This is a genomic window from Actinoallomurus oryzae (assembly GCF_039541955.1).
GTDB lineage: Bacteria > Actinomycetota > Actinomycetes > Streptosporangiales > Streptosporangiaceae > Actinoallomurus > Actinoallomurus oryzae.
This window is the reverse complement of the sequence record NZ_BAABHF010000046.1, coordinates 14,833-28,412: the sequence shown is the minus strand read 5'-3', so window position 1 is coordinate 28,412 and position 13,580 is coordinate 14,833. Positions and strand designations below refer to the sequence as shown.

General features: G+C 71.1%; 12 protein-coding genes and 1 pseudogene. 4 read left to right on the top strand and 9 right to left on the bottom strand.

Annotated features, from left to right (window positions below; translation table 11 throughout):
* Positions 1-62 precede the first annotated feature (62 nt).
* A complete protein-coding gene (locus ABEA10_RS36365) occupies positions 63-620 on the bottom strand; it encodes a hypothetical protein (RefSeq protein WP_345471853.1) in 558 nt (185 codons plus the stop codon).
* Positions 621-801: 181 nt separating this feature from the next.
* Positions 802-1,242, bottom strand: a pseudogene (locus ABEA10_RS36360) (helix-turn-helix domain-containing protein); the annotation flags it as partial.
* Positions 1,243-1,438: 196 nt separating this feature from the next.
* On the opposite strand from ABEA10_RS36360, the gene ABEA10_RS36355 reads away from it, so the two are divergent.
* On the top strand, positions 1,439-1,693 hold the full coding sequence (locus tag ABEA10_RS36355) for a Rossmann-fold NAD(P)-binding domain-containing protein (protein ID WP_345471851.1): 255 nt from the start codon (positions 1,439-1,441) through the stop codon (positions 1,691-1,693).
* A gap of 22 nt (positions 1,694-1,715) precedes the next feature.
* Here ABEA10_RS36355 and ABEA10_RS36350 read toward each other — a convergent pair whose 3' ends face one another.
* A complete protein-coding gene (locus ABEA10_RS36350; RefSeq protein ID WP_345471849.1) occupies positions 1,716-2,465 on the bottom strand; it encodes an IclR family transcriptional regulator in 750 nt (249 codons plus the stop codon).
* A 115-nt stretch (positions 2,466-2,580) separates the two neighbouring features.
* Between ABEA10_RS36350 and ABEA10_RS36345 the strand changes: the two genes are divergently transcribed.
* The 3 genes from ABEA10_RS36345 to dmpG are packed head-to-tail and all read left to right on the top strand — an operon-like array spanning position 2,581 to position 5,359.
* A complete protein-coding gene (locus tag ABEA10_RS36345) occupies positions 2,581-3,402 on the top strand; it encodes a 2-keto-4-pentenoate hydratase (protein WP_345471847.1) in 822 nt (273 codons plus the stop codon).
* Positions 3,399-4,346: an acetaldehyde dehydrogenase (acetylating) gene (locus tag ABEA10_RS36340; protein WP_345471845.1), complete on the top strand. Its 948-nt coding sequence runs from the start codon at positions 3,399-3,401 to the stop codon at positions 4,344-4,346. Before ABEA10_RS36345 ends, ABEA10_RS36340 begins: the two co-directional genes overlap by 4 nt.
* The gene (gene dmpG / locus ABEA10_RS36335; protein WP_345471843.1) at positions 4,343-5,359 is read left to right on the top strand and encodes a 4-hydroxy-2-oxovalerate aldolase; all 1,017 of its coding nucleotides are present in this window, start codon (positions 4,343-4,345) and stop codon (positions 5,357-5,359) included. Before ABEA10_RS36340 ends, dmpG begins: the two co-directional genes overlap by 4 nt.
* Positions 5,360-5,363: 4 nt before the next feature.
* Here the strand turns inward: dmpG and ABEA10_RS36330 are convergent, their stop codons facing one another.
* From ABEA10_RS36330 to ABEA10_RS36305, 6 genes are all read right to left on the bottom strand, one after another.
* Entirely contained in the window at positions 5,364-6,005 is a 642-nt protein-coding gene (locus ABEA10_RS36330; protein ID WP_345472818.1) for a TetR/AcrR family transcriptional regulator, read from the bottom strand.
* A gap of 70 nt (positions 6,006-6,075) precedes the next feature.
* The gene (locus ABEA10_RS36325; RefSeq protein WP_345471841.1) at positions 6,076-8,400 is read right to left on the bottom strand and encodes a hydantoinase B/oxoprolinase family protein; all 2,325 of its coding nucleotides are present in this window, start codon (positions 8,398-8,400) and stop codon (positions 6,076-6,078) included.
* 11 nt (positions 8,401-8,411) lie between these two features.
* Positions 8,412-10,514 (bottom strand): hydantoinase/oxoprolinase family protein, encoded by a 2,103-nt coding sequence (locus ABEA10_RS36320; protein ID WP_345471839.1) that lies wholly within the window; start codon positions 10,512-10,514, stop codon positions 8,412-8,414.
* 21 nt (positions 10,515-10,535) lie between these two features.
* Positions 10,536-12,158 carry an FAD-dependent monooxygenase gene (locus ABEA10_RS36315; protein ID WP_345471837.1) on the bottom strand — a complete coding sequence of 541 codons (1,623 nt, stop codon included), beginning with the start codon at positions 12,156-12,158 and terminating at the stop codon, positions 10,536-10,538.
* Positions 12,155-12,922 (bottom strand): alpha/beta fold hydrolase, encoded by a 768-nt coding sequence (locus ABEA10_RS36310; protein WP_345471835.1) that lies wholly within the window; start codon positions 12,920-12,922, stop codon positions 12,155-12,157. Before ABEA10_RS36310 ends, ABEA10_RS36315 begins: the two co-directional genes overlap by 4 nt.
* Positions 12,919-13,545: a cysteine hydrolase family protein gene (locus tag ABEA10_RS36305; protein WP_345471833.1), complete on the bottom strand. Its 627-nt coding sequence runs from the start codon at positions 13,543-13,545 to the stop codon at positions 12,919-12,921. Before ABEA10_RS36305 ends, ABEA10_RS36310 begins: the two co-directional genes overlap by 4 nt.
* Positions 13,546-13,580: the final 35 nt, after the last annotated feature.

Genomic DNA, 13,580 nt, shown 5'->3' with positions numbered 1-13,580 from the left:
AATGTCTCGATCCAAGGCTCGGCCGTCTCCCCGGCGTCGTAGTCGCCCGGCCCGACCCCATGTCAGCGCTCCTTGGCGGCGCGGCTGAGACGGATGGCGGAGATCAGGAAGAAGACGCCTCCGGGGATGGCGTAGCCGGCCGCGTTGGTCAGCGTCGGGTTCTCCGCGGAGGCACCGATGATGAACGAGCTACCCGCGAGCACGGAGATGGCACCGCTGATGATCATCGGCCACTGGCCGCCCATTGTGCGACGGGTGACGCCCACGATCAGCTGGACCAGCCCGGCCACGACCGCCCAGGCGCCCCACACTCTCAGGACCGCCGGGATGCCGGACGCGCAGGCGATGGCCACGCCGGCGGCGGTGAGAAGGCTGACCACGATGTTCACGTACAGCAGCGCGGGCGATCCGGTGGTACGCGACGCACGGGCGTCGATGACGGCGGCGGCCACGTCGAACAGTGGGTACAGCACGAGCAGAGTGACCGCGAGCGGACCCAGTTCCGAGGCGGTCGTGAACATCACGAGGGCCCAGACGATGGCGAATCCGAAGCGGACGAAGTACAGCCGCCGCAGGGTGGAAGCGGTCCCAGCGATGCTGTTCGAAGCGATTGTGGCCACGGGGGTCCTTTCGACCAGGAAGAACGAACGTTCTGTCTTGATAAGCATGGCAACTTCGCCCGGGCACTGTCAAGACAGAACGTTCTACCCACAGCATGCCTGCCTGAGGTAAGAACAAGAAGAGGAAGACGAAGCGTGCCTGGTTGCGGTCGGCCGCGGGCAGGGCCCGGAAGTCGGTGATCAACCGTCCGGCGAGCCGGTTGTGGGCGAGGACGTCGAGCCGGCGGCCGAGGACGAAGGCGGGCCGGCACGCCGCTTCGAGGGTGTCCAGCAGTCGCCAGGTGGCGGGATCGACCCGCTGCGGGCGCGGGCGGCGTCTGCGCCGGGCGGGCGTCGGACGCGCGAGGGTGTGCAGGTGGTCGCGCTCGGCGTCGTCGAGACGTAGCCCGGTGGCGAGCGCGTCGAGGACCTCGGGCGAGGCGCTGCGGCTGCGGCCTTGTTCCAGGCGTGTGTAGTAGTCCACACTCACCCCGGCCAGCTGGGCCAGTTCCTCACGTCGCAGTCCGGACACCCGGCGCCGGCCAAAGGCCGGTTCGTCGAGTCCGGCCTCCTGCGGGCTGAGCCGGGCGCGGGCCGAGCGCAGGAACTCCGCCAGCGGAGCGTTGGTGTGGTCACGGTCCATACCACCGAGTGTCGCGCCCTTTCGTGTGGCGGTGGCTCGTGAGGGTGGCCCAGTTTGTCCCCCGACCGCTTGGGCCCGTTTGCCGCCTGTTCTCGCTGCTCAGGGCTGGTTCAGTGGAAGCCAGGCCGGAGACGCGCTCCCCGCGATCAGATCCGGTCTTCCCTCATCCGGTACGAAGGAGTGTTCGCATGTCCACGTGGTTCATCACCGGTTCACTCCCGCCCACGACACCTTGGACTGGGCCGGCACCGCCAACCACACCCAGCTCGGCGACCCCGTCAAGGGCGCCGCGCTGATCTACGAGGTCACCCGCCAGGACAAGCTCCCCGGACACCTGGCATTGGGCCGCGACACGATCGAACGCCGGCAGGTCACGATCCGCCGGCTCCAGGACGACCTGGCCGCCTGGCAGGACAAGTCCGCCGCCACCGCATGCGACGACGCCGCCTGAGCCACACCGCACCGGCGCGCGATCAGGTGCCGGAGCGCAGGGCGCGGGACAGGCCCAGCGCGGCGGTCCGTACCGCCGGAGCCAGTTGGGCCGGCCGGAAACGGGCGCACGGCAGAGCCACGGAGAGGGCGGCCACCGCGGTCGGTCCGTCGAAGACCGGTGAGGCGATGCAGCACACGCCGAGGGCGGCCTCCTGCTCTTCGTAGGCGAGGCCGGAAACCTGGATCTGCTCGATGGCGGTGCGCAGCCGGGCCGGATCGGTGACCGAGTGCGGGGTCAGCCGGGGCAGCGGCCGGACCAGGACCTCCTCAGCCAGCTCGTCACCGGAGAAGGCCAGCAGGGCCTTGCCCACCCCGGTGCACGTCAGCGGCAGCCGGCCGCCGATCCGTGACGGCAGCGCCAGGGCCCGGTGGCCGTGGATCCGCTCGACGTAGACCACCTCGTGCCCCTCCCGGATTCCCAGGTGCACGGTCTCGTGCGTGGCCTCGAAGAGGTCCTGGAGGAATGGCAGCGCCGCCTCCCGCAGGTGGAACCGGCGCGGCACCAGCGACCCCAGTTCGAACAGCTTGCCGCCGAGCCGGTAGCCGTCGCGGTCGCGGTCCAGCAGGCCGAGGCGCACCAGATCGGAGCAGAGACGGAACGCGGTCGTCTTGGCCAGCCCGGTACGGGAGGCGATTTCTGTGAGACGGAACGTGCCGCCGTCCGGCGGGTAGCAGTCGAGGATTGCCACCGCCTTGTCGAGCATGTTCCCCTGCGCACTGTTCCGTGTCATGGAACAGATTTTGCCGCAGTCCGGGCCACCCTTCTATACCTGTCGGAAACGCCCGGCGGCCGACTGCCGCCTCTGCCGCAACCCCGCCGACTCCCGTCCCCGGAGGTACCCCCGCATGAGCGCTCCTGAGTTCGCCGATGCCGTGGCCAAGGCGGCGGCCGTCCTGGAGGAAGCCGCGCGCACCGGAACGCCCTGCCCCCCGGTGCGCTCGCTCCTGCCCGAGAGGGATGTCGAGGCCGCCTACGCCGTGCAGCGCCGGTACGTCGAGCGTGGCCTCGCCGAGGGCCGACGGCCGGTGGGCCGCAAGATCGGCCTGACCTCACCCGCCGTTCAGCGCCAACTCGGCGTCGGCCAGCCCGACTTCGGCGTCCTGTTCGCCGACATGGCGGTGCCCGAGGGGCGGCCGATCGCTCCCGGGCGACTGCTGCAACCCAAGGTAGAGGCGGAGGTCGCCCTGGTGCTGGGCGCCGATCTGCCGCACCGGGAACCGACCGTGGCCGATCTGCTGCGGGCCACGGCGTTCGCCCTGCCCGCGCTGGAGATCGTCGACAGCCGCATCGCCGACTGGGACATCACCATCGTCGACACCGTCGCCGACAACGCCTCCTGCGGTCTGTTCGTCCTGGGCGGTACGCCGGTGCCGCTGGACCGGGTCGACCTGCGCGCCGTGCGGATGACCCTGGAGAAGAACGGCGAGACGGTCTCGCGGGGAACCGGCGCCGACTGTCTGGGCAGCCCGCTCACCGCCGCCCTCTGGCTCGCCTCCACCCTCAGCGGCCTGGGCGACCCGCTGCGGGCGGGGGACGTCGTCCTGACCGGCGCGCTCGGCCCGATGGCGGTCGCGGCCGAGGGCGACGAGTTCACCGGGCGCATCGAAGGCCTCGGTACGGTCACCGCCGCGTTCGCGGCCTCCACGACGGAAGGAACCGGAGCATGACCACGAAGGTCGCCGTCATCGGATCGGGCAACATCGGAACCGACCTGATGATCAAGGTACTGCGCCTGTCCGAGTCGCTGGAGATCGCCGCCATGGCCGGCATCGACCCGGCGTCGGACGGCCTGGCCCGCGCCCGCAGGCTGAAGGTCGCCACCACCCACGGGGGCGTGGACGGCCTGGTGAAGCTGGACGAGTTCGCGGACGTGTCGATCGTCTTCGACGCGACCTCCGCCGGCGCCCACCGGCGCCATGACGAGATCCTGCGTCCGCTGGGGCGCACGATCGTCGACCTCACCCCCGCCGCGCTCGGCCCGTACGTCGTGCCGCCGGTCAACGGCGACGCGCACCTGGACGCCGGCAACGTCAACATGGTCACCTGCGGAGGCCAGGCCACCATCCCGATCGTCGCCGCGGTCGCCACCGTCACACCCGTGCACTACGCGGAGATCGTCGCCTCGATCTCCTCGCGCTCGGCGGGTCCTGGGACGCGGGCCAACATCGACGAGTTCACCGAGACGACCTCCGCGGCCATCGAGCGGGTCGGCGGCGCCGCCCGCGGCAAGGCGATCATCATCCTCAATCCGGCCGAGCCCCCGCTGATCATGCGTGACACCGTGCACTGCCTGATCGGAGAGTGCGACGAAACCGCGGTCATCGCCGCGGTGGAGGAGATGGCCGCACGCGTCCAGACCTACGTGCCGGGTTACCGCCTCAAGCAGAAAGTGCAGTTCGACCGCGTCGCCCTCGACGATCCCCTGCGTTCGCTCCTCCCGGCCGCCTCCCGCTCCGATCAGACCACGAAGGTGTCGGTGTTTCTCGAAGTGGAAGGCGCCGCCCACTACCTGCCCGCCTATGCCGGCAACCTCGACATCATGACCTCGGCCGCGCTGCGCACCGCCGAACGCCTGGCCGCACACCGCGCCGCGGAGGTGGCAGCCCGATGACCTCCCTTTACCTCCAGGACGTGACCCTCCGGGACGGCATGCACGCCGTTCGCCACCGGTACACCGTCGACCAGGCCCGCACCATCGCCGCCGCCCTCGACGCCGCCGGGGTCGCCGCGATCGAGATCGCCCACGGCGACGGGCTCTCCGGCTCCAGCGTCACCTACGGCGTCGGCGCCCACACCGACTGGGAATGGATCGAGGCCGTCTGCGACCGCGTCACCCGTGCCGTGCCCACCACGCTGCTGCTGCCCGGCATCGGCACGCTACGTGACCTGAGGCAGGCGCACGCGCTCGGCATCCGATCGGTCCGGGTGGCCACTCACTGCACCGAGGCCGACGTCTCCGCCCAGCACATCGCCGCCGCCCGCGAGCTGGGCATGGACGTGGCCGGCTTCCTGATGATGTCCCACATGGCCGAACCGGCCGACCTCGCCCGCCAGGCCAAGCTGATGGAGTCCTACGGCGCCCGCTGCGTCTACGTCACCGACTCCGGCGGCCGCCTCACCATGGACGGCGTGCGCGACCGCTTCCGCGCCTATCGCGACGTCCTCGACCCGGCCACCCAACTCGGCATCCACGCCCACCACAACCTCGGCCTGGGCGTGGCCAACTCGGTCGTCGCCGTGGAGAACGGCGCCGTCCGCGTCGACGCCTCCCTCGCCGGGCAGGGCGCGGGGGCCGGCAACTGCCCGCTGGAGGCATTCGTGGCGGTCGCCGACCTGCTGGGCTTCGAGCACGGCTGCGAGCTTTTCCCCTTGATGGACGCCGCGGACGACGTCGTACGCCCCCTCCAGGACCGCGAGGTGCGGGTGGACCGCGAGACGCTCACCCTGGGCTACGCAGGTGTGTACTCCAGCTTCCTGCGGCACGCCGAGGCCGCCGCCCGCCGATACGGCATCGACGCCCGGACGATCCTGGTCGAGGTCGGACGGCGCAAGATGGTCGGCGGTCAGGAGGACATGATCACCGACATCGCCCTCGACCTCGCCGCGGCGCGCACTCGCGGCTGAGAGGTCAGGAGCCGTGCCCTGATCCGCGGTTTCGCTGGTCTGCGAGACCGCGGATCAGGGACACGAAGGCGGCGACGTGCGAGCTGTAGGTCACGCCGTCGAAGCTGTTGGTCACCGACAGCCCGTCGGTCATGGCCCGCCCGAGCACGGCCAGTTGGTCCACGAAGGCCTCGTCGACCTCGCCGCCGTCCGGCGCGAAGATCGGTGTCAGGGCCTCCACCCAGGAGGCGTGCGCGTAGTCGCGGATGCGACGCACGGTCTTCCGTACCGGCTCCGTGTCCTTGTGCGGGCCGACGCTGATGGCCAGCAGGATGCGGAGGTATTCGGGCCGCCGGTCGAGGGAGTCGCACGCCGCCGTGACCCATGTCTCGAAGCGCTCCAGCGGCTCGCGGTCGTCGAACGACGACGGGTTCGGGAACAAGGCGTGCAGCTCGTCGAAGGTGCGGTCGAGCAGCGCCGCCAGGACGCCGAGCTTGTTGCCGAAGTGGTAGTAGATCGAACTGGCCGGCAGCCCAGACTGCGCACTCAGGTCCGAGATGGCCATGCCGTCGTACCCTCTGCTCGTGATGAGGGCCCGAGCCGCGTTCAGGATGAGGTCACGGCTGCTCGAGCCGACAACAGGCGCTGCAGAGTTGGATTCCCTCACCACCAGTCAATGATAGGGCGAACGGCACGGCCTCCCGGTCGTCGGTGAGCGGCCCGCGACCGTGAGACGGTCACGTCCAGCTTCGGTAGTCGTCGTCGGGCAGCGGGTGATGCGAGGGAACCACCCTGGAGTAGACGGCGGTCAGGCAGCCGGGGCAGAAGAGCTGACGGAAGACGATCTCCGCGTCGACGTACACCGACGGGTCGCGCCAGATGTGCGGGCCGGCATCGGCGGGGGCCGCGTCACGGCGGGCCAGCGACTCGACGAACGCTCCGCCGGCCAGCGGCCCGATCGGCGTGCCGCAGTGGGTGCACACGACGGTCCCGCCGTCAGGGGATTCCAGGACGGCGAGGTTGTCGTCGAGCCGGCGGGCGCCGCTCAGAGCCGGCGCGCCGATCGGGGCGGGCCGCGTGCCGGGCAGGCCGGAGCCGGTCGCGCGCTGCTGCCGGAGCTTCCCGCGCGTCTCGTCGGTCGCAGTCGGGTCGACCTCGCCGTCCTCCCGGAGGACGACGCCGTAGACGTCCCGCGCGGCCTCCACCGAGACGCGGGCGTGCAGCACGTCGTCCCGCACGTTCCCGGCCGGGCGGAGCAGCGGGTCGCCGTAGCCGCCGCCCGCCTGCCAGTGCAGGTAGAGCGCGTCGCCGGGGCCGAGGTAGGACTCCCCCTCGCAGGGCAGCACCTCGATGTCACCGCCGAGCTCGTCCAGGCCGGCCGGGATGGCCGTCGCCCCGGCGAGCTGGGGCACGTCGATGCCGTGCACCACCAGGTCGAGCTGGGAGTTGCCCGGATGGCCCCCGGCCAGGCCGACGTTCTGGTTCGCGGCCTTGCCGGTGCCGGACACGACCAGCGACATCGTCCCGGTCTGGTCCGGGTGCTGCACGTAGCAGACCGAGCCGCTCATCCCGCCGCGCTGCCGCCCCGGTCCGCCGGAGTCGGTCTGCTCGCGGCGCCACAGGGCGACGAGGGGATACAGGTACTCGGTCATCTCCACGTCGGGTGCCCGCGCGGACGGGATGATGAGCCGCCCGCCGGTGTCCACCCCGTCGTAGTGCACCTGGGCGCCGTAGCCGCCGGCCATGACGTCGAAGACGGGCGACACGAACCCTTTGCGGGCGCCGCCCCGGACGTCGACGCCGGACACCACGCACAGATCGGTGGTGCCGTTGCAGATCGACTGCACGTCGCCGCGGCGCGCCGGTTCGGCGTCCAGCATCTTGGCGAGCACCTCGGCGACGAGGTTGCCGGCTCCCCACGCAGGCCCGAACGGTCCCTTGCCGACGGCGGCCGGGAACGAGGCGTTGGTGATGGTGTCCTCGTCGGTGACGATCTCGAAGCACCGCATGAGCCCGCCCGCCGCCCACGGGATGTCCCCCGCCAGCAGCGGCAGCACGGTGAAGACGATCCCGGCGCGCAGCCCCGGGTAGGGGCAGTTGATGATGCCGGTCTGCCCGGCCGTACCGCGGAAGTCGAAGACGAGCCGGTCGCGTTCCTTCGTCATCGCCACCCTGATGGCGTGGAGGCCGCGGTCGCCGGTGTGCGCCTGCTCCTGATAGCCCACGGCGGTCCAGGTGCCGTCGGGCAGGGTCTCGAGCTTGGCCCGCAGGCGGCGCTCGGCGTCGTTCATCATCCGGCGCATGACGGCCTTGACGGTGTCGGCGCCGTACTTGGCGACGAGCCGCAGGATCTGTTCGCCCGCGTTCTTGTTGGCGGCGATCTTGGCCCGTAGATCGAGCCCCACCAGGTGTGGAAGGCGCGACCGGCGTACCCAGGCGTCGGCGATGTCGCGCTGCAGCACGCCGTCACGCACGACCTTGACCGGTGGTGTGGGCAGCGCCTCGCCGAACACGTCGTGCGCCGACGGGCTGAAGGAGCCGGGCCGCGGACCGCCCAGGTCGACCTGGTGGGCGATGGCCGTGGTCCAGCCGAACAGCCTGCCGTCGTGGAAGATCGGGGCCAGGACGGCGGCGTCGTTCTGGTGGAGCCCGCCGCCGATCCACGGGTCGTTGCACAGGAACATGTCGCCTTCGGCGATGCCCGGGTTGTCGCTGCGGTGCTGGAGCGTCCAGGTGATGGCGAGGTCCATGGACCCGATCAGCCCGATGTTGTAGGTGCCGACCTGGACCTGCTCGCCGAGCTCATCGCAGATGGAGAAGTTGAAGTCGTTGGACTCGGTGACGACGTGCGAGCCCGACATCCTGCGCAGCGTCTCGCCCATCTCCTGGGTGATCGCCCACAGCCGGTGCCGGACGACCTCGTACGTCAGGGCGTTGACCTGATGCGTCTGCTCGTCGTCGATCTGGTGGAGCGGCAGCCGGGGCGAGATCCGGCTGAGCAGATCCGCTCGGGGCAGGGGCCGGCTGGTGAACTCATCCGACCCGGGAATGGTGGATTTCATGGGGATGGTCCTCACTGGTAGCTCAGTACGAGGTTGCCGAGACGGTCGACGCGGCCCGTGACTCCGGCGGGGACCACCACGACAGTGGTCGGCACCTCGACGACGGCCGGTCCCACCAGCTCGTGACCCGCGCGCAGTCGTGCGTAGTCGTAGACCGGAGTGGGCACGAAGCCGGTCTGCGAGTCCAGGCAGACGGGGCGTTCTTCGACCAGCGCCTCGGACGCGTCGGTTCCGTCGGCCTGCTCGATGTCCGGCAGCACGACGGGAAAGCCCAGCGTGGCCTTGGCCCGTACGCGATAAGTGATCGCCTGCACGCCGGCCTCGCGGTAGCCGGCCCCGGATCCGTTGATGCGCTCGTACTGTTCCTCGAAGCGTTCGAGGATCTCCTCGCCGGTGCGCTCGGTGAACTCCGTGTCGGGAATGGCGACCGCGAGCTCGTTGACCTGCATCGAGTAGCGCAGGTCGATCTCGCGGTGCAGCGTGACGTCGTGGAACTTCACCTTCTGGCGGTCGAGCGCGCGCTGCAGATCGGCTTCGAGCCGGGTGTAGTGCGACTCGAGCGCCCGGTGGTCGATCGGGAAGACCGACGGATCGGACAGCTCGGTGCTCAGGGCGACGTCCGAGGCCGCGAGCCCGTACGCGGAGAAGGCGGAGGCGACGGGGCCGAGAGGCACGACCACCTCGCTCACCCCCAGGTCACGGCAGTAGCCGGCGCAGTGGGCGGGACCGGCCCCGCCGAAGGCGTAGGCGACGAAGTCACGGGGGTCGTGGCCGGCCTGCACCACGGCCCGTCGGAGGAGGTCTCCCGCCTGCGCGTTCTGCACCTCGTGGATGGCGATGGCCGCTTCTTCGACCGTCAGCCCGAGCGGCGTGGCCACGTGCTCCTCGATGGCCTGGCGCGCGAGGTCCATCCGCAACGGCTTCCGGCCGCCGAGCAGTCCGCGCTCGCTCAGGATCCCGAGGACCAGATTGGCGTCGGTGTTGGTGGGCCGGGTGCCGCCGTTCCCGTAGCAGGCCGGGCCGGGAACGGCCTCGGCGCTCTGCGGGCCCAGCCGCAGGTTCCCGCCGGTGTCCACCGACGCGAGCGCACCGCCGCCGGAGCCGATGGTGTGCACCCGTATGGTCGCCGCGTTGATCGGGAACTGGTTCACGATGGAGCCCGGCGCCATGACCGGTTCTCCGTCGACGATCAGTCCGGCGAGGAACGTCGTGCCGCCGACGTCGGTGGTGATGACGTTGCGGTGCCCGAGCTGCTCGGCCAGGCGCATTCCGCCGATGACGCCGCCCGAGAGCACGGAGCCGACGGTGGTGATGGCGTGCTCCGGCGCGCGCTCGGCCGTGATGGTCCCGCCCTCGCTCTGCATGACCAGGAGAGGCCCCTTGAGGCCCCCGTCCTCCAGCCGCCGCTGGAGGGGGGTCAGGTAGCTGCGCAGCCGCGGGCCAACCTGGGCGTTCATGATGGTGGTGGAGGTGCGCGCGAACTCCCGGATCCGCGGGCTGACCTCCGAGGAGAGCGTCACGTACAGCTCCGGGGCGATCTCGTGGATCAGCTCCCGGACCCGCCGTTCGTGGGCGTCGTTCTTGAACGACCACAGCAGGCAGACCGCGATCGCCTCGACTCCCTGGTCGACGAGGGACCGCGCGACCTCGCGGACCTCGTCCTCGTCGAGGGGTACGAGGACCCGGCCGGCGTAGTCGATCCGCTCGGTGACCTCGAGGGCGCGGTATTTCGGGATCAGGGCGGCCGGTTTGCGCCGGCGCAGGGTGTCCTGGATCTCGTGCGCCGACCTGCCGAGGGTTCGGCCCTCGGCGTTCATGATGTAGATCGAGTCCCGGTGTCCCTTGGTGGCGATGAGCCCCACGTCGGCGACCGTTCCCTGGACGAGGGCGTTGATCGACGCCGTGGTGCCGTGCGCGATGTAGTCGGTCTGCGTGAGCAGTTCCTCGACGCCGATCCCCAGTTCGCCCGCGAGTTCCTCGATCGCGTTGAGGACGCCGATCTCGCGGTGTGACGGGGTCGTCGGGGTCTTGGCCGACACGATCCGGCCGGCGCCGTCGGAGGCGACGGCGTCGGTGAAGGTACCGCCGACGTCGATGCCCAGTGCGTATGGCATGTGCTTTCTCCTCACGATGTGTCACCGCTGCTGGGAAACGAAGCGCCCGGTGGCCGTCCGCAGCAGCTCGCCGGGGCGGGCGTCCGCGCCACCGATCCAGGCGACGTGCTGGTCGGGGCGTACGAGCAGGAGCGGGCCGGGGTAACGATCGGGCGGCAGCCCGGGCAGGTCGACCACCGTCAGCGGGATGCCCAGCTCACCCGCGGCGCCGGTCCAGGCGGTCACCTCGATGCCGGTGTCGGTTCGCAGGAGCGTGAAGTCCGTCCCCAGCACGTCGAGTACCGACCGGGTGTCATCCAGCCAGACATGGGGCAGCCGGAAACCCGCCTGGGCCCGTTGCTCGTAGCCGCCCATGTCGATGGCGACCTGATCCGCGCCGCCGATCACGAGCGGGGAACCGGCATAGTGGTATCCGAAACTGAAACCGTCGGGTGAGTACCGCTGCGGTTCCGTGGCCGCCAGCCGTCGCGCGAGTTCGGCACGGGCGCGCGCGCCATCCGCACCGGGCAGGTGGATGTCGGGTGAGACGTCCGCGAGTGAGGCGCGAGCGGCCCTGCCCACCGCGCGGGCGAACTGCTCGCCGACCGGCTTGCGCTCCAGCTCGTAGGCGGTGAGCAGGTCCGCGGGCGCCCACCCGTGGTGGACGGCGGCCAGCATCCAGGCCAGCGTCGCCGCGTCCTGGATGCCGGCGTTCATGCCGAATCCGCCGACGGGGATCCAGATGTGCGCGGCGTCCCCGGCCAGGAACACCCTTCCCTCGTGGTACCGCTCGGCCACGAGCCGGCGGCCGGTCCAGCGCACGACGCTGAGCACCTCGTGCTCGACGGGGCCGCCGACCGCCTCCCGGAGAAGCCGTTCGGGGTCCTCGCCCTCCGTGTCGTGGCCGGGATCGAAGGCGACGTGGTTGAGCCACAGGTCGCGCCCGTCGATCGCGATGATGGACGCGGGCCGGCGTCCGTAGGTCCAGTAGGTCCACGCCCGGTCCCGGGCCGCGAGACGGCCCAGCTCCGGTGACCGGACGAACGTCGACACGAACTCCCGGATGGCGTCGACGCCCTGGTAGCGGATCCCGAGGTGCCGCCGGACGGCGCTGTGGGCGCCGTCGCAGCCGACGACGTAGTCGCAGTGCAGGACCCGGGTCCCGGCGGCGGACTCCACCACCGCCTCGACCTGGTCCTCGTCCTGCCGTAGCCCGGTCAGCCGGGCACCGCGTTCGAGGGTCAGCCCGGGAAGGCTCTTCGCGTGCCGCTCCAGGACGGGTTCGAGGAACAGTTGCGAGATCCGGTGCTGCGGTTCCGGCGTGGGCCAGCGGTCCTTGCCCGCACTCGCCAGCACCTCCCCGGCGGAAGGCAGGTCGATGCGGAAGATCTCCTCGCCGCGCAGGCTCGTGCGGTACTGGATCGATGTCGGGTAGTCCGCCGGCAGGCCGGAGCGCCGGATGTCGCCGGAGAGCCCGAGCCGTCGGAAGATCTCCATCGAGCGGGCTGAGGTGGTGTTGCACCGTGGGTTGACGGCGCGCCGCTCCGTCGCCTCCACGACATGGCACACGACGCCTCGCCGGGCGAGGTCGATGGCAAGGGTCAGGCCGGTGGGCCCGGCCCCCACGATGAGGACACCGACGCGTCCGCTTGCTGGTCGTTTCATGTGTTCACGAAGTCTTCCACCAGGTCACAGAACTCTTCCGGCCGGTCGACGTGGATCCAGTGCCCGGCGCCCGCCACGACCTCGAGGCGCCCGTACGGCAGCGCGTCGGCGAGCCGCGCGGAGACCTCGACCGGCGCGACGTGGTCGTGTTCCCCGTGCAGGGCCAGGACCGGGCAGCCGATGCTCGCGAGGTCGACAGGTGGCGGCCCGTCGGCGACATCGGCGAACATCGCCCGGAAGTCCGCCTCCGCGCCGGGACGCAGCGCCTGACGTACCCGCAGGTCCGCGAGTTCGTCGAGCAGCTCGCGGTGCGCGCTCTCGTCCGCGACCAGCCGGGCGAGCGTGGCCCGCATGGAATCCCTCGTGGGCCGGTCGTAGAACGGGACGGCGGCCGGCAGCGGTCCGGTGCCCGCGCCGCCCATGAGAACGGCACGCCCGACCCGCTCCGGCGCCTCGGCCATGAGGGCCAGGGCCGCCGCGCCGCCCGCGGCCGAATTGCCGACGAGGTGGACACGGGCCATGCCGGACCGGTCGAGCAGCTCCAGCACCTGCTGGGCGCGGGCTCGCGCCCAGCCACGCGGGCCGCGCGGGCGCTCTGAGCCCACGATCCGCGCGCCGAAGCCGAGCAGGTCGGGGGCCAGGCACGTGAACCGGGACGTGAGCCTGGGCCACACCGTCGCCCAGTTGCTCGCGGCGTCGACCCCCGGCCCGCCACCGTGGAGCAGGACGAGGCCGGTGCCGCCCGCCGTCTCCTGCCCCGTCACGGCAGCCGCGACAGGTACTCGTCGGTGCCGACGACCTCCGACGACGTCAGGGTCATCACCCGCAGCGCCGCCTGATGCATGTCGGCGGCGGACATGGTGCCGAACCCCAGATCGGGATAGTCGCACGAGGCGCACGCGTCCGCGAGCACCACGGACCGGAACCCGCGCTCCAGCGCACCGCGCGCCGTCCCCAGCACACAGCACTCGGTCGTCATCCCGGCGAGGACCACCGTCTCGACGTCGAGCCCGCGCAGCACCAGCTCCAGATCGGTGGCGTAGAAGGCGTTGTAGCGGTGCTTCTTGATCACCGGCTCACCCGGTCGGGGCGCCAGGTCACGATGGATCTCCCCTCCCCGCTCGCCGTCGACCAGCGCCTCTCCGGCCGCGACGGGCGGATAGAGGTCGCGATGGATTCCCATGTCGGCGCCGCCACGCCGGTGGACGTGAGCGGCGTAGAGCACGGGCATCCCGCGTTCGCGTACCGCGTGGAGGACCTTCTGGATGTTCGGTACGACGCGGCGGCCCTCGGGGAACTCCAGAGGCGCGCCTTCCTCCATGAAATCGTTCTGCATGTCGATGACGAGAACCGCCGTGCGGTCCACGTCGATCAGGGGTGCGGTCACCACGACCTCCTCCGCTCAGGGGCTATAGGTACGCC